Source organism: Rhabdochromatium marinum, assembly GCF_016583795.1.
GTDB classification, from domain to species: Bacteria; Pseudomonadota; Gammaproteobacteria; order Chromatiales; family Chromatiaceae; genus Rhabdochromatium; species Rhabdochromatium marinum.
Window position 1 is genome coordinate 24,984 of record NZ_NRRS01000019.1, and the last position, 16,339, is coordinate 41,322.

The window sequence follows — 16,339 nt, forward strand, 5'->3', positions numbered from 1 at the left end:
ACCCGAGGGAATGCAAAGCGTTCGACTCAGCCCGGCGCCTGCCCGGGCAAGGGCGCAAGCGGCGGCACCACATGCGCATTCTGCCCGCGCTGGCGCAGCAGGTGATCGGTCAGCACCAGCGCCAGCATCGCCTCGGCAATAGGGGTGGCGCGAATGCCCACGCAGGGGTCATGCCGCCCCTTGGTCACCACCTCAGTCGCGGCGCCGCTGGTATCAACCGTGCGGCCCGGCAGCCGCAGGCTGGACGTTGGCTTGAGCGCAATGCGCGCAACAATCTCCTGGCCGGTGGAAATGCCACCCAGTACACCGCCGGCGTTGTTGCTGAGAAAACCCGCCGGGGTCATCTCATCGCGATGCTCGGTGCCCTTTTGGGTCACACTGGCAAAGCCGGCGCCAATTTCCACCCCCTTGACGGCATTAATGCTCATCAGGGCATGCGCCAGATCAGCATCCAAGCGGTCAAACACCGGCTCGCCCAGCCCCGGCGGCAGTCCCTCGGCCAGCACCGTCACCTCCGCGCCGATGGAGTTGCCTTCCTTGCGCAGCGCATCCATAAAGGCTTCCAGCTCCGGAACCAGAGCCGCATCGCCGCAAAAGAAGGGATTGGCATCCACCTGATCCCAGTCAAGCCGTTGCGGGCGCAGCGGCCCGAGTTGCGACAGATAGCCGCGCACCCGCGCACCACACAGAACTTTCAGCACCTGCTTGGCCAGCGCGCCAGCGGCCACCCGCGCAGCGGTCTCGCGCGCCGAGGAGCGACCACCGCCACGATAGTCGCGGCGACCGTATTTCATGGTGTAGCTGTAATCGGCATGCCCAGGGCGAAAGCGCGCGGCGATATCGGAATAATCCCCGGAGCGCTGATCGACATTGTCAATCAGCAGGGCAATGGGCGTGCCTGTAGTCAGCCCCTCAAACACCCCCGAGAGAATTTTAACCCGGTCCGGCTCGCGCCGCTGCGTGGTATGACGTGACTGACCGGGCGCGCGCCGATCAAGATCGACTTGCAGATCAGCCTCGCTCAGCGCAATGCCGGGCGGGCAGCCGTCAACGATACCGCCAATGGCCGCGCCATGGCTTTCGCCAAAGCTGGTAAAGACAAAACTCTTGCCGATGCTGTTGCCGGCCATCGCGCCCGCCTCCTCCGTTTACTGACTGTACCGGACGCGATCCCGGGATCAATACGCCGGCGGCTCTACCAAATCCTGCTCATTTAACCAGGCATTGCCCATAGCCAGCACCTTACGGGTCAGGGTGCTGGTGGCTTGATGCAGCAGGGTGCCGTTGATGATGTAATCGTAGCGGGCCGACAAATACTCAAACTCGGCCTGGAACAGATTGCGCTGTGCATTCAACACATCGACCTGGGTGCGAGTGCCCACTTCCAGCCCGGCCTGGGTGGACTCCAGGGCGCTGCGTGCCGAAACAATGGCGGCCTGCCGCGCCTTGACATCGCTGATGCTGGAGAGGATACCGCGAAAGGCATTATTGACCTGATTGATCACCGCGCGGCGTTGCTGATCGAAGCGATCCTGCGCGGCGCGGAAGTTGTAGCCGGCTTGGCGGGTGCGCGAAGCCACTGCCCCACCCTGGTAGATGGGAACCGTCAAATTGAGCCCGACGTAGCCGCTGTCGGTATCTGAGCCAAACTGGGCGCCGGAGCGCGACAGATCATAGCCCGCCTGTAAATCCACGCTTGGATAGTAGCCGGAGCGTTCGATCTCAATGCCTTTGCGCGCCGACTCGACCGCCTGTTGAGCAGCGATGATATTGAAATTGCGCTTCATGGCCGTTTCGGCCCAGGCCTCAATATCGTTCGGCTCCGGTGGTGCCAGCGGCAGCTTGTCACCCAGACGTGCCAGCGGCTCCGACACTGGCCCGATAATGCGCCGCAACGCCTCCCACTGGTTATCGAGATCATTTTTGGCACTAATGAGATTGGCACGCGAACGGTCATAGGCGGCCTGGCTTTCATTCACATCGGTGATGGCCACCAGCCCCACCTCGAAACGCTGCCGGGATTGTTCGAGCTGGCGCTCATCGGCCTTCACCAGTGCTTCCTGCACGCGCACTGCATCATTGGCACGCAACACATTGAAATAGGCCTGCACGGTGCGCACCATCAGATCAATGCGCGCCGCGTTGTACTGCGCTTCAGCCTGGCCAATGGTGTTATCGGCCTGGCTCAGACGCATCCAGCTCGCGCGGTTGTAAACCGACTGCGACAGATTGGCACCGACCCCTGAGGTTTGGTAGGTGTCGTTGCGATTGCCGGCACTGAACATGTTGGTGCCAGAGGCGCTGTCGGTCTTGACGTTGTTGTAGTTGACGTCTCCCGAAAGCGAAAAATTTGGCAACAGCAGTGCGCGCGCCTGGGGTTTGCTCTCGCGCGTGGCATACAGCACCTGCTCTGACTCGCGCAGGGTCGGATCGCTGTTGACCGCAAGGTCGTAGATACCAAGCAAATCCGCCGCCTGTACACTGGGCAGACTGCATAGCGCGCCAAGCAGCACCGCGCACAGAACGCGCGTGCCGGCGGCTACCGACACAGGTGTATTTGCGTGAGTCGCCTTCATAGGCTGTGACATGACAATGTGAACTCCTCAAGGAGAATCGGACCCGAGCCGGGCCGTAGCAGACCCTCGGCACGGTTGCCGTGAAGCAGAGGCCAGAGGCAAAGTGAAGCTGGGAATGATACCTTTTCCTGATCTGCCTTGCATTGACAGATTTAAGACGCTCCTGCAACGCCAGGTGCAGGCATGAATCCAAGTAATCGATTGCTATGAAATTTTCTGAAATTCTTGACCCTAACAGCCTGCGAATCGAAGCCTATGACGCCACGCACTTTTGCATCAATGGGCGCCGCTTCGAGCACGCGGTCATGCTGCTGCCAGACGCTCGGGTGCAGCCCTGGCCGCTCGGTGTTTCCAGCACGCCCAGTTCCCTGACCCTGGATGACCTAACCGCCCTACTCGACGCCCAGCCGCAGCTTATTTTACTCGGCACCGGCGCCCAGGGACGCATGCCGCCCCCTCCGCTGATTGCCGCCGGAGCCGAGCGCGGCATTGGCATCGAATGGATGCACACCGGCGCCGCCTGCCGCACCTATAATCTGCTCGCCAGTGAAGGTCGGCGCGTTGCCGCCGCTCTGCTGCTGCAAGGCAGCTGAGGCTTTTGTACCCCATGGACCGCCGCATCATCCTGACCACCTTGGCCGCCGCCATCCTGGGCATCGTCGGGCTGTGGCTACTGCTGTCACTAAATCCACCCGCCACACCCGAGGGGCCGCCGCAGCATCCCTGGGATATCGCACGCTCCCCTCAGGGTCAGGTGCAGGTCTTCGGCCTGACGCTGGGTCAGAGCCGGCTGGCGGATTTGCGCACCCGGCTGAACGCTCCGGGCAAGGTCAGCCTGTTCGTCGCACCGGACGGTCACCTCAGCGTCGAAGCCTTTTTTGATGATATTGTTCTGAGTCACATCCGCGCCGACTGGGTAGTCACCCTAGAGCTTCCCGCCGCCGAGCGCGATGCTCTCTATCAGCGCGGCCTGCGCATCAGCACCCTGGGCGATGGCACGCGCAAAGTCACCCTGGCCCCAGCAGACGCCGCCGCCTTGGACAATGCCCCAATACGCAGCCTCACCTATCTGCCTTGGAAGCGACTCGCCGCACGCGATATCGCTGGCAACTTTGGCGAACCCGCAGAGCGCAGGCGCGAAGCACATGGCATTGAGCACTGGCTCTACCCGGAACGCGGTCTTGATATTGCCCGCGACCCCGACGGTGCCGTCGTCATTCAGTACCTGAATCCGGCCGACTTTCGCGCCGCCCGCACGCGACTGCCAGCCTCAGCCCCCGCCAGCGACCCGAAAGCGCACATCCAGCTCCGGTAGGTCCACGCTGGACAACAGCAGCTCCAATTCCTCGTCCAATGGCAGCTCCTGCTTGGCGCGCAAGCGGGCTTCGAGCGCCAGCTCCGGAATTAGCGCCACTGCGCGGCGTTCCTCGCGGGCCACCACCACGGCACGGCCGCGCCAGCCGGGATTGGCGCGCAGCCAAGCGAGCTTCCAATGCAGATTGGACTGCCGCTCGGCCTTGCGCACCGCGACTCCGGCCTGTTCGGCTTGACTGGCGCGAACGCTCACCTCATCGGCCGTCAGCGGCGGCTCGCCCCGCAGGTGCGCGCGCAGCTGTTGATGCACCAGCAAATCAGCATAGCGACGCAAGGGACTGGTCGCGCGTGCATAGAGCGGCAATCCCAGTCCGAAATGCGCGCCCGGCTCAATGGCGGTGCGCGTGGGCTTAAAGAAGCGCCGATAGGCATACATGCCCGACAGGGTGCTCGGCTGCTCGATGCGATCCGGTGCCGGCTGCACGGCATAGGGAATCGCCAACCCCTGTACCTGGGCAAAACGCGCCGCCGCTTCGCCGGCCATGAGCATGGCATCAGCCACCAGCTCGCGCGCAGCCAGACGTTCAATGGACTCAATCCGCACCTGCCCATCACGCAGCCGTACCGAGACTTCCGGCAGATCGATACGTGCCGCCTGATTGGCCGCACGGCGGGCGCGAAAACGCTCGGCCAGACGCTGCATGGACGCCAGCGGCTCCTCTCCAAGCCGCTGCTCAGCCTCGGCATAGCTGAGACGCTCGACCCGCACCCAGCTGGGATGAATCTCAACATCGGTCACTTCGCCCTGCTCGGTACAACGCAAGCCAAAGGACAGCGCTGGGGAAACCTCCTGAAGCCCCACGCCCAGTGCGGCGGTGGCCGCCGCTGGCAGCATGGTCACGGCACCTTCGGGCAGATACAGGGTTGCTCCCCGAGCACGGGCTTCCAAATCCAAGGCTGAGCCCGGCGCCACCAGGGCTGCGACATCGGCCACATGCACCCACAGGCGCTCGCCATCCAGGCTGATAGCGTCATCCGGATCCTGATTGCCGGCATCGTCGATGGCATAGGCCGGCAAGGCGGTCAAATCCAGGCGCGTCTCCTCGGGCAGCTCGGGCAAGGGCAACTCAGGCGCGGTGAGCGCGACGCCGAAACGATGCGGATGCGGATTATAGGTCGGCGGCCAATGCCCGATACGCAGCAGGAACTCATGGGCCTTGGCCGGCTGCTCCGGCACCTCGAAGCACTTGAGAATGCGCGACTGTTCACTGTGCTGATAGGCCAAGCGCTCAACCTCCTGCAAGCGCTCGCCATCTTCGGGTTGCAGGGTTCGATTTTCAACCCGCGCCACAAAAGCCGCCCAGTCCTGCTCGGCACGCGCCTTGGCCTCGCGCTGCGCGCGCTCCTGGGCAATCGCCTCCGCCGAGCGCGGGCGGATCGCTTCCGGCTCGCCTTCAAACAACGGCCCTTCCTGAACCACCTGCCAGGTCGCCCAGACCGCCGCCGGCGAAGCCTCGCCACAGATCAGCTCGGCCAGATCGGCCAGCGTGGTGGTCTCGCCATCAAGCAATTCCCAGGCTTCGCTCACCGGCCCGCTGTCGCTGTGCGGATCCAGCTCCAGACCGGACTTCAGCTCCTCCAGCCGCCGCACGGGGCCAGGATGCAGCAGCCGCACATCCTTGGGGCGCACGCGTTTGCTCTGCCCGCCCTCCAGCTCAAGTTCGATTTTGTCATCGAGCGCACGCACCCGTGCCGGTCGGGTTTTGTAAAGCACGAGCGCATCGACTCGTGGACTGCCTTGATAAATGGACAAGATGTTGCTATCTGCTTCGATTTTCATACTCAAAAGTAATCATTCGACCATTCGCTCTCCGTTGATAGGTCAAGTGACCTGCAACTGGAGTCCTGGCTGGGCAGTACTCAGCCGGAGGCGTTTAGTCCGTTCCAGCAAGATCGTCTTGACCCGCTTGAACGGGGTGAACCGCTCAATGTTCGGGTCGGACAACCGCGCCAGCACGTTTCGCGCAGCGTTCTGATCGGCCTGCAACACAACCCCGTCGGAACAGTAAAATCGATCCCCTTGGCGTTTACCCAGCAGGCATCCGTTGCGGGAATCCATTTGCGATGTGTAAGCAGGATTGACCAGAGCAACCGTCGAACCTCGACGGCTTGAAACACTGTTAAGTGCTTCGGCAATAACACCTTTCGTCCAGGCCGCGAGCCGGCGATTGACGTTCTTGCCGAAGGACTTGCCCGCCATCGGGGCGGTTAAATCTTCTGCCGCGATGACGGCGGCTTTGTCGACGACCTGATGAACCGATTGGAAGACGATATTACGAATCCGCGCATGGGTCTTGTCCATCTGTCGGTCGAGTTTCTTACGGCCCAGGTTGAACTTGCAGATGTGCTCGCGCTTGCGCGGGTTGCGGGTGTTGTTGGCCAGCGCCCGCAATTTGGCGCGGCGCTGGTATTTGGCTTTGAGCCGATCCGATTGCTCGGTCAGCACTTTTCCAAGTTCCCGGCCGTGATGTTCACCATCGGAATCGACCAGCACCTCGGAGTAGCCTTTATCGACACCCAGGGTGCGCTCACCACAGTCTTGGTTGACCTCGACCTCAATGGTGTAGTGGACTTCGATCCGGTCGTCGTCTTTGATGATGAGGCGCAGGGTACCGGTCGGCTCAACGGTGGTATTGAGCGGAATAGCGATGCGCTGACCTTTCACTAAGCCGGGAATTTTGATCCAGGCGCGTCCGCCGAGTTGAAAGGTTGTGTAGTTGTCCGAGCGCACGATGATCTGGTTGTGGGTGTGATTGTGGCCACGTTTCCAGTCTTGGCGCATGATGCGGCACAAATAGGTTTCGCTGGTCCATTCGTTGCGTTTGAGCAAAGTGAACAGGCGTTTTTGCTCGGCCTTGTCCTGAGTGTGTCGCCAGACCCGTCGCCGCGCTTTGACTTTGGCCGCTTCCATGCTAGCGCTGATGTGGCTCTTGGCATCGCGCAACGTCTCTTTCCAAGCATTGGCCGAGACGGGAAAAACGCGCTTGTCCTTCAACCATTGATCGCGAATCTGTCGATCCGACAGACCAAGGCCTTGGATGGAACCAAATCGCTGCCAGACCTCAGAGCGCACTTGACCCAGTCGCCGGGCTTGCTCGCGCAAGGCGTCGATCTTGCCCGGATTGGGTTTTTTGGCGGTGAGGATTCGGGTAGCTTTCATGCTGTGGCTTCCGGGGCTTGTTCTTCGATTTGTTCGCGCAGTCTTTTTTTGTACTTGCGCAGGCCATATAAACGAATGGATAAAGAAATGAATGATCGAGAGGAGGTCTTGGGTCATTTCTTTTTCCGGCGAGAGGCTTTGCGCGTTCATGACCGTGATGGCGCAACCGTGATCCTGACAACACTTTCTTGAACCAGTCGAAACCAAAACACACGAGTCGGTTTCGGTGTGCAATGACGATTTCCGAAATTTCACCGCGTTCAACGCTTTCCATGAGTTGCAAAAAACGCTTGCGCTTGTTATTCAGACCTGATCCAACATCTTCGATGTGTCTCGCCAACAGCATGACCAGATGCCATGCAGAATTGCTCAACAGCGGCTCGCTGCGCGGCTAAATTGTTTTCTGACGGGCATAGGACACACGGCAATCAGTGACAATCCGTTTGGCTGCGGCTTTTTGTCCAATGCACTGAAGATATTGTTTATGTGTCTAGTTGATCACAGCGCGGCCAATCAGTTGGCCAAATTCTTTTGGAGAATATATTTTCTCCATAAAGAAGGAGGATAGCTTATGAATATATATTTTTCGACTATTATTTACTCCCGAACAATAACGGACACCCCAGCCGATCCCGGTGCGATCCGCTCACCATACCACATCACCCGTGCGCGACGGGCCAAAACAGATACCAACAGGCAGGAAAGAATGACATGAATACTCACTGGCAGAACTTCCTCGAATCCCAGGGCGCTAGCCTCGATACCAGCGTCGCCACCACCGCTGAGGTCCAGTTTCCCAACCAACCGCTCGAAGCCGACTGCGCGCTCTGCGCCCTGGGTTCGCTCGGCGTGATTGACATCAATGGCCGCGATGCCACGGATTTTCTGCAAGGTCAGTTCAGCAACGATCTGCGCGAACTCTCCGCTGAGCACAGCCAGCTCAGCAGCCATTGCAACGCCAAGGGGCGCATGCTGGCCAATTTCCGTGTGCTACGCCAGGGGGAGGGCTATCGCATCCTTCTGCCGCGCGAGCACATCGCCACCTTGCTGCCACGACTGAAGATGTTTGTGCTGCGCTCCCAGGTGACTTTGACCGAGCGCAGCGACGCTTTGGTGTGCATCGGCCTGCTGGGCGAGTGCCTCAGCGCGCCGCTGCAGGCCAGTTTCGGCGCCCTGCCGGAGAACGACAACAACATGGTGCGCCAGTCCGACATCCCCGACAACCTGTTGATTCGTATCCCTGGTTCCGTGCCGCGCTGGCTCTTGGTTGGCACACCGGAAATGGCTCAGACTCTCTGGCAGTCCGGCCAGGCCAGCGGCGCGGCTCAGGCCGGCAGTGACCTCTGGGCCCTGCACGACATTCGCGCCGGCCTGCCCACCCTGAGCCCAGCCACCCGCGAGCTGTTTGTCCCCCAGATGGCCAATATGCACCTGATCGACGGGGTCAGCTTCCACAAGGGCTGCTACACCGGCCAGGAAGTGGTGGCGCGCATGCAGTACCTGGGCAAACTCAAGCGGCGCATGTATCTCGGCGAAGTGCCTGGCGATGAAGCCCCCGCCCCCGGCAGCGCGCTCCATTCCGCCGGCAGCCGCTCTGAACAGGGGGCCGGCACCGTCGTCGATGCGCAACGCAACGCCCAGGGTATGTGCGAACTGCTGGCAGTTGCTGAAATCGCGGCTGTCGAGCGTGATGACCTGACCCTGGCTGCGACCGGCACCCCGATTCATTTGCATGCCCCGCCTTATGGCTGGTCGTCGGAGGCTCCCCAGGCGGCAACCGCCTCCTGACCTGCTCTGGCAGATTCTGGCAGACGCCGTCGGTCACGCCATTCGCGCTCAACTCGTTTGCACTCAACTGGTGCCAACCATGATCACCATGCGCACCAGCTCGGCCAACGAAGCCGCGTGCATCTTATCCATCACCCGCGCGCGGTGAACCTCAACCGTCTTGGCGCTTACCTGAAGCGCGGCGGCAATTTCGCGGTTGGACTGACCGTCGGTGACCATCACCATGACCTCGCGCTCGCGCGGGGTCAGTTCCTCCATGCGGGTTTTAATCTCTTCCTGCTTCTCCCGCAGGCGGCGTGCCCGACCATCGTAGTCGAGTGCTTTGCGGATACTGCTCAGCAAGGCATCATCATTAAAAGGCTTCTCGATAAAGTCCATGGCACCGGCTTTCATGGCCCGCACTGCCATGGCCACATCCCCATGGCCGGTGATCAGAATCACCGGTAGACTGTTGGCACGCCGGGCCAAATAGGTCTGCAACTCCAGCCCGCTCATGCCCGGCATGCGCACATCCAGCAACAGACAACCGCGCCAATCGGGCTGATAGGCGTGCAAAAAGGCGCTGGCCGAGTCGAAGGTGCGCACCTGTATGCCAACAGACTCGATCAACCACTGTAAGGACTCGCGCATGGCCTGATCATCATCCACAACATAAACCTGATGCTCTTCGCTCATCAATTACTCCCATTCCGATGTAAACTGCTCATCCAAAAAGAGCTCTTTTATTAACATTCCGGGGCCATCGCATGTCCACCATCACCCTGAAACGTCTGTTTGTTCTGCTAAGCCTGACCGCCGTTGTTTTAATGTCGCTGCTTGCGCTGGCCACCATTCGGCAAATGCAGGTCAACCAGCGCGTTACCGAAGCCAGCAACAATCGCTATCGCTCCTACCTGCTGGCCGATGAACTGCGACAAAGCTCCGACGACCTCACCCGCCTGGCACGCACCTATGTGGTGACAGGCGATGACAAATGGGAGCAACAGTATTTCAGGGTGCTCGACATCCGCAATGGCAAGACACCACGTCCCCAGGACTATCAGCGTATCTACTGGGACTTTCTCGCCGCCGACCAACCGCAGCCGCGCCCCAATGACCGGCGCATTGCCTTGCGTAATCTCATGGAGCAGGCGGGGTTTACCAAGGCTGAATTCGCCAAGCTCAAGGAGGCTGAAAACAACTCCAACGGCCTGGTGCATACCGAGACCGTGGCCATGAATGCCGTCAAGGGGCTCTATGAAGACGCGCAGGGCAATTTTAGCGTGCGCGGCGAACCGGATTCGGCCCGCGCGCGCGAGTTGATGCATAACCTCGATTATCATCGCGAAAAAGCCAAAATCATGACACCCGTCGATGACTTTTTCGTGCTGCTAGATGAGCGCACCCGGGACAATATGGCCGTCGCTCAACAGCAGGCCGAGCAATGGCTGACAATCCTCATCAGTCTGATTGTCGCCATACTGGCGATCTTTCTGGTTGGCCTGTGGCTCGCCTATCGGCAACTGCGCAACACCATCGGCGGCGAGCCGATCACGGTCGCACAGACTTTGCAGCGTATCGCCGCTGGCGACATCAGCCAAAGCCTGGCCAGTGCCGCCCCCGGCAGCGTCATCGCCTGCGCCGAAACCATGCGCCAGAGCCTGGTCAAGGCCATTGCCTCGGCACGCTTTACCGCCGAAACCATCAGTGCTGCCGTCACTCAGCTGCATGCCAACAGCGACGAATCCACCCACAGAGTCGGTCAGCAGGAACAGGACGCTGCCATGATCGCCGACGCCATGGCGCAGATGGTTGAAACCCTGCGTCATGTTGTACAAACCGTTCAGGAAGTCACCGAACTTACGCTGGAAGCCGACCGACAAGCCCAGGAAGGGGCCGATACCGTAGTGGCCAACACCCAATCGATCCAGCGCCTCTCGGGTGAGATCGAACAGATCGCCGACGCCATGAAAACGCTCGAAACCGACAGTCAGTCGATTTACCAGGTCGTCGATGTTATCAATGGCATCGCTGAGCAGACCAATTTGCTCGCTCTAAATGCGGCGATTGAGGCGGCACGCGCCGGTGAACAAGGGCGCGGCTTTGCCGTGGTAGCCGACGAAGTGCGCACCCTCGCCAGTCGCACCCAAAGTTCAACCCATGAAATCCGGGAGATGATCAACAAACTGCAACAAAGCGCCCAGGCCGCCAGTCAAGCCATGAATGAAGGACTGAACCAGGTGCGGGACTCAGCCGAGCAAGCGGATCGCACCCGCCAAACCTTTACAGCCATCTCCGCCTCGGTGGATACATTGGGCCGACGCATTAGTGACATGGCCAATGCTGCCGCTCAACAGGAAAACGCTGCCGAGCAAATCAATAACAACATCAATAACATCAAAGGCTCAATTCACCACTCGACCGAAGATGCACACAAGCTGACCCATGCGGCCGAGTCGCTGATGAGCTCAGTGCACAGCATGCTTAAGGACATGCGACAATTTGAGTTACCAGTGGCCTCAGGCTGAAGCTATGTCTGTGTCCGTGTCACTGAACTCCGGTGGCGCGAGCAGCAGGGAGTCGAGTGCGGCGCGCTGACTTTCGCAGCGGTGGCGCAAGGTCATTTCCGTTGCACGACTGTCTTCAAGAGCGTGTTGCAATTGCTCCGCGCCCAGTTCCAGCACACCGAGCTGGCCGCGCTGATCGGCGAGCGCCTTCTGCATTGGGGCCAGCGACCGCTCGGCGCTTTGAATGGCCCGCCGCAACTGCTTGATCTGGCGCCTGTGACGTTCAAAAGGCCCAAAGCCCCCACTGACGGGGCGCTGATCTTCCAGGATCGCCAGCTCGTCGCGTAACTGGTGCAGCCGGGGCTGCTTGACTTTCACCTCAGCCTCCAGAGTGGCCATCGACTTCTGGCTGGCGCTGATCGCCGCCTCGGTTTCAGCCAACTGGCGGGCCAGACTAAGCTGATGTTCATGCTGCACGCTCAGCTCGGCGCGATAGCTTTCCAGCTCGCTTTGCAAGGCTTGCAGCTGCTGTTCGCGCTGCTCGCGCCGGGCGGTGATTTTGGCATGGATGTGTTGCTCAGCGGCCTGGGCGAGTTGCAGTTTGTCGCGCTCGCGCTGGAGCTCGGTTTCATCGCCGATGCGCACCTGCATCTGTTCCAGACGCATGACCAGTTCACGCTCGCGCGCGGCGAGCTCTGACTCGCGCTTGCGCTGTTCAAGCGCCAGCTGATCCTCAATGCCTTCGCGGCGGCGGCTGAGCAACTCGCGCTCATGTGCCTGATCGGCCTCCATGCGCTCTAAACGGCGCTGGGCTTCAATCTCGGTGTGCTGGTTGGTCACAAAGGCTTCGGGATCCTGCTGCCACTGCTGCCAACGCCGCACGAACGCCCCGGGACTGAGGCGCCGCGTCGGGTCGTCATGATGTTGAAAGCCGGGGATATCGGCCAACCCGCCATTGAGATACTTGGGATATTGATCCTGAATGCTCTCGCTGTAATAGGCCTGCACCGCCGGCGGCTCAAACAGCTTGAGCGCCAGCAGAGCAAAGAACAAAATCCCCAGCGCGGCCTGCGCAAAGCCCTCAACGGTCTCAAAATGCGGCACCCCGTGCTCGGCGGGACTCTCACGCAGGGCGGTCAGCGCATTGGAACGAGCGGCGAAGGTGAGCTTGGGCGGCTCGGCCGGAGGCTGCTCGGCCTCAACCTCAGCGGCGATATCGGCCAGCAGCGCTTGCTGCTCAGCGCGCAGCTCCGCCACTGCATCATTGAGCGTATCGAGGCGTTCGTGCAGTGACTGGATACTGGCATCAATGGGCGCCAGCCGCTCGCTCAGCTCGGCGCGCTTGTCGGCCAGAGTTTCGGCCAGTCGATCGGCGCGGGCGCTCCACTTCTGCGCCTCGGGGCCGAAGCCTTCGCGGCGCCCGTCGCGTCCCAATACCTCATCCCCCACTCGCTGCCGCGCCTGGGCCAAATCCTGCGTCAGCACATCGATTTCGGGCTGATACTCTGCCCGCAACTGCGCACGGCGTTCGCGCTCGGCCTCAATGGCTTCGCGCGTGATCTGCAGCGGTTGTTCCAAGTCCTGAATGCGCGCCTCAAAGGTCGCTCCCTGCTGCGCGGCGCGCGCCTCGACCTGTTGCGTGAGATCGTGCGCGCGCTGATCAAAATAACGCTCAACCTGCGCCTGATGCCAGGCGGCAATATCATCGGCGCGAATCAGCTTCTCGACGAAGGGGGCCGTGACATAAAGCGAGATCGCGACAATGGCCACCCGCACCAGCAGACCGATCAGCCAGCGCAGCAGCGGTGTGACCCCCGCCAGCTTGCTGCTGCCCGCCTGAGTAGTCAGGCTGGGCTTTTCGGACATAATCAGCGAGGCGTCGATGATCCAGATCATCGCAAACATCAGCACAAACAAAAAGACCGCCACCGGTGGTCCCAGCCAGGCCGTGGCCGCCGGCACCATCGACAGACCCACCGCCCCCCAAACGAAGCCCTCAATGCAGGCCATCAGGAAAATCATGACCCGCGCCGAGCCGATCCAGGCAGCGGCCGCCGGAGTCAACAGAGAGTCTTGATAGGGCTTAAGCCGCAGATGATCGATCAGACGCATGGTGACAGCGGAGCGAGTGTAAGGTTGCGGTCGTGGAGGATTCATGCGGCGTATTGGGCGAAGCGTCGGCAAATATTTAGAAAAATGATGGTAGCAGAAGGTTCGCGCCAACATGAAGCCTGAGCACCCGGACGCAAACCCGCAAGCAAGCGCCGGGATGATTTGTATATCATGTCACCTTGGCACAAGAGACTTAGGTCAGCATCAGAGGGCGCGCACCGTTATTTCACGTTATGGAACGCAATACTCAATCCACCGATGAACAATGGCTTGCCGAGCAGGCCGAACACTCACTACGGCGCTTGCGACCGCGCCTGGAGCAGCGGTTTCAATCCTCTGTTGATGAGGCCGAATGGCAAGGGTACCTGGAGCGACTCGAACGTCACTTTCCGCGCCTGTTTCGGCATCTGTTCCGGCTCTACGGTGGCTATTATGATTTTTTCTTCCACCTCGAAAGCATCCTGTCCTCAGCCACCGAGATGTGGATGGAGCGCCCGGCTGAGCTGAAGGCACTCGATGCCATGCGCCGCGCCGATCCACACTGGTATCAGTCCAATCGCATGGTGGGCGCCATGTGCTATGTGGATCTGTTTGCCGGCAATCTCGATGCGCTACGTGAGCGTATCCCTTACTTCAGCGAGCTGGGCATCAGCTACCTGCACCTGATGCCGCTGTTCAAGGAGCCGGAGGGCGACAACGACGGCGGCTATGCCGTGAGTAGCTACCGCGAGGTCAATCCGACCCTGGGCACCATGGACGGCCTCGCCGAGCTGGCCACCGAGCTGCGCCATCATGGCATCTCCCTGACACTGGACTTTGTCTTCAACCACACCAGCGACGATCACGACTGGGCGCTGAAAGCCCTGAACGGCGACCCGCGCTATCAGGCCTATTACCGTATCTTCCCGGATCGTACTCTGCCGGATCTCTATGAGCAGCACATGCCGGAGGTGTTTGGCGAGGATCACCCCGGCGCCTTCACCTACCGCACCCGCATCAAGAAATGGGTCTGGACCACCTTCCACACCTATCAATGGGATCTCAACTACGAGAACCCGGAAGTCTTCAACCGCATGCTGGAGGAAATGCTGTTCCTCGCCAATCGCGGGGTGGAGATTCTGCGCCTGGATGCGGTGGCCTTCATCTGGAAGCGTCTGGGCACCAACTGCCAGAATCTGCCTGAGGCGCACTGGATCATTCAGGCCTTCAATGCGCTGGTGAGCATCGCCGCCCCGGCCATGGTGTTCAAGTCCGAAGCCATTGTGCATCCCGATGAGGTGCGCAGCTATGTGAGCAAGGATGAGTGCCCGCTGTCCTATAACCCGCAGCTCATGGCACTGCTATGGGAGGCGTTGGCCACCCGTGACACCCGGGTGCTGCGCCGCGCGATGGAGCACCGCTTCAGCATTCCACCGGGCTGCGCCTGGGTGAACTATGTCCGCTGCCATGACGACATCGGCTGGGCCTTTGCCGATGACGATGTCGCCGCCTGCAATTTCGATCCCGGCCCGCACCGGCGCTTCCTGACCGATTTCTACACCGGGCGCTTTACCGGTAGCTTTGCGCGCGGTGCGCCCTTTCAGGAAGACCCGGTCACGGGTGACGCCCGCGTCTCCGGCACCTGCGCTTCACTGGCCGGCATTGAGCACGCCCAGGCCATTGGCGATGAACGGGAACTGGACCTGGCGGTCCGGCGCATTTTGCTGATCCACGGCATCATCATCACCATGGGTGGCATTCCGCTGATCTATCTGGGCGATGAAATCGCCACGCTCAACGATCACCACTATGATCAGGATTCGGAAAAGGTCGGCGACTCGCGCTGGCTGCACCGCAGCACCTTCGACTGGGAACGCGCCGAGCAGCGCCGTGATCTCGAAACCGTTCCAGGTCGGGTGTACCAGGGGCTGCTGCGCCTGTTGCAGCTGCGCAGCCAAAATCAGGCCTTCGCGCGTCCGGATACCGAAATCCTCGACACTGGTAATCCGCATGTGTTTGGCTTCACCCGCAGCAACGAGCATTCCGTGGTCTTCGTGCTGGCCAACTTCTCCGAGCGCGATCAACCCCTGGAAGCCCGACGCCTGCGGCAGATGGGCATGCGCAAAACCATGGTCGATCTCTACTCCGGGCGCACCCTGATCGCCACCCAGGAACTGATGCTGGAGCCCTACCAGCTCCTGGTGCTGGCCCGACACGCCTGAGAGCCACCAAATTAGAGCGCGCTCTGTATCCAGCGCTCCAGGCTGGCCTGATCCATGGCCCCAGCACTGCGCGCGACCTCCTGGCCGCGCTTGAACACCGCCAGCGTCGGAATGCTGCGAATGCCAAAGCGCGCCGCCAGACGCTGATCCTTTTCGGTATTCACCTTCGCCAGGCGCACCCGGGGTTCAAGCCGCTTGGCGGCCTGCGCAATCACCGGCGTCATCATCTTGCACGGACCGCACCAGGGCGCCCAAAAATCCACCACCAGCGGCACACCGCTGCGCGAAGCATGGCGATCAAAGGTTTGCTCGGTCAACTCCAGCGGTCGCCCCACAAACAATTTCTCGTGACATTTCCCGCATTTCGCCTCCAACAGCGGACGGTTTGCTGGCACACGGTTGATCGCATCGCAATGCGGACAGACCAGATTCAGGGAATCAGACATGGTTTAACCTCGGTATGGTTAGAGCACTTGGCGACCGGCAGATCGCTGCCGCTCAACGCCTGACGGGCCGCCTACTCGTAAATACGTGGTCATTCTACAATATAGCGAACGGGGCCTATCCGCTGTTCTCCCGTTGGCAAAACCACGGTAACAAGACGCGGTTCAGTTTGTGCGCGCATACAGCGATCACGCGACT

General features: G+C 60.7%; 12 protein-coding genes. 5 read left to right on the forward strand and 7 right to left on the reverse strand.

The features are described from left to right. Positions 1-26 precede the first annotated feature (26 nt). Both aroC and CKO36_RS07995 read right to left on the reverse strand, forming a co-directional pair. On the reverse strand, positions 27-1,130 hold the full coding sequence (aroC, locus tag CKO36_RS07990) for a chorismate synthase (RefSeq protein WP_200283095.1): 1,104 nt from the start codon (positions 1,128-1,130) through the stop codon (positions 27-29). A gap of 48 nt (positions 1,131-1,178) precedes the next feature. Beyond that, complete coding sequence (locus CKO36_RS07995; RefSeq protein ID WP_242469462.1) at positions 1,179-2,588, reverse strand: TolC family outer membrane protein; 1,410 nt, start codon at positions 2,586-2,588, stop codon at positions 1,179-1,181. 194 nt (positions 2,589-2,782) lie between these two features. Between CKO36_RS07995 and CKO36_RS08000 the strand changes: the two genes are divergently transcribed. Together CKO36_RS08000 and CKO36_RS08005 are read left to right on the forward strand one after the other, a co-directional pair. Then, entirely contained in the window at positions 2,783-3,169 is a 387-nt protein-coding gene (locus CKO36_RS08000; RefSeq protein WP_200283097.1) for an Mth938-like domain-containing protein, read from the forward strand. 14 nt (positions 3,170-3,183) lie between these two features. After that, positions 3,184-3,891: a hypothetical protein gene (locus CKO36_RS08005; protein ID WP_200283099.1), complete on the forward strand. Its 708-nt coding sequence runs from the start codon at positions 3,184-3,186 to the stop codon at positions 3,889-3,891. On the opposite strand, the gene CKO36_RS08010 is transcribed toward CKO36_RS08005, so the two are convergent. After that, entirely contained in the window at positions 3,847-5,730 is a 1,884-nt protein-coding gene (locus tag CKO36_RS08010; RefSeq protein ID WP_242469463.1) for an RNB domain-containing ribonuclease, read from the reverse strand. The two genes, CKO36_RS08005 and CKO36_RS08010, sit on opposite strands and share 45 nt — an antisense overlap. Positions 5,731-5,772: 42 nt before the next feature. After that, a complete protein-coding gene (locus CKO36_RS08015; RefSeq protein WP_242469464.1) occupies positions 5,773-7,110 on the reverse strand; it encodes a transposase in 1,338 nt (445 codons plus the stop codon). Positions 7,111-7,821: 711 nt separating this feature from the next. Between CKO36_RS08015 and ygfZ the strand changes: the two genes are divergently transcribed. Next, the gene (gene ygfZ, locus CKO36_RS08020) at positions 7,822-8,898 is read left to right on the forward strand and encodes a CAF17-like 4Fe-4S cluster assembly/insertion protein YgfZ (protein ID WP_200283101.1); all 1,077 of its coding nucleotides are present in this window, start codon (positions 7,822-7,824) and stop codon (positions 8,896-8,898) included. A gap of 63 nt (positions 8,899-8,961) precedes the next feature. Here the strand turns inward: ygfZ and CKO36_RS08025 are convergent, their stop codons facing one another. Further along, complete coding sequence (locus tag CKO36_RS08025; RefSeq protein WP_200283103.1) at positions 8,962-9,573, reverse strand: response regulator transcription factor; 612 nt, start codon at positions 9,571-9,573, stop codon at positions 8,962-8,964. A 71-nt stretch (positions 9,574-9,644) separates the two neighbouring features. Between CKO36_RS08025 and CKO36_RS08030 the strand changes: the two genes are divergently transcribed. Beyond that, positions 9,645-11,405 carry a methyl-accepting chemotaxis protein gene (locus CKO36_RS08030; protein ID WP_200283106.1) on the forward strand — a complete coding sequence of 587 codons (1,761 nt, stop codon included), beginning with the start codon at positions 9,645-9,647 and terminating at the stop codon, positions 11,403-11,405. Here the strand turns inward: CKO36_RS08030 and CKO36_RS08035 are convergent. Beyond that, positions 11,397-13,541 carry a hypothetical protein gene (locus tag CKO36_RS08035; RefSeq protein WP_200283108.1) on the reverse strand — a complete coding sequence of 715 codons (2,145 nt, stop codon included), beginning with the start codon at positions 13,539-13,541 and terminating at the stop codon, positions 11,397-11,399. The genes CKO36_RS08030 and CKO36_RS08035 overlap by 9 nt on opposite strands. 188 nt (positions 13,542-13,729) lie before the next feature. Here CKO36_RS08035 and CKO36_RS08040 point away from each other — a divergent pair, with 188 nt between their 5' ends. Beyond that, positions 13,730-15,697: an amylosucrase gene (locus CKO36_RS08040; protein WP_200283111.1), complete on the forward strand. Its 1,968-nt coding sequence runs from the start codon at positions 13,730-13,732 to the stop codon at positions 15,695-15,697. An 11-nt stretch (positions 15,698-15,708) separates the two neighbouring features. Here the strand turns inward: CKO36_RS08040 and trxC are convergent, their stop codons facing one another. Next, complete coding sequence (gene trxC / locus CKO36_RS08045) at positions 15,709-16,143, reverse strand: thioredoxin TrxC (protein WP_200283113.1); 435 nt, start codon at positions 16,141-16,143, stop codon at positions 15,709-15,711. Positions 16,144-16,339: the final 196 nt, after the last annotated feature.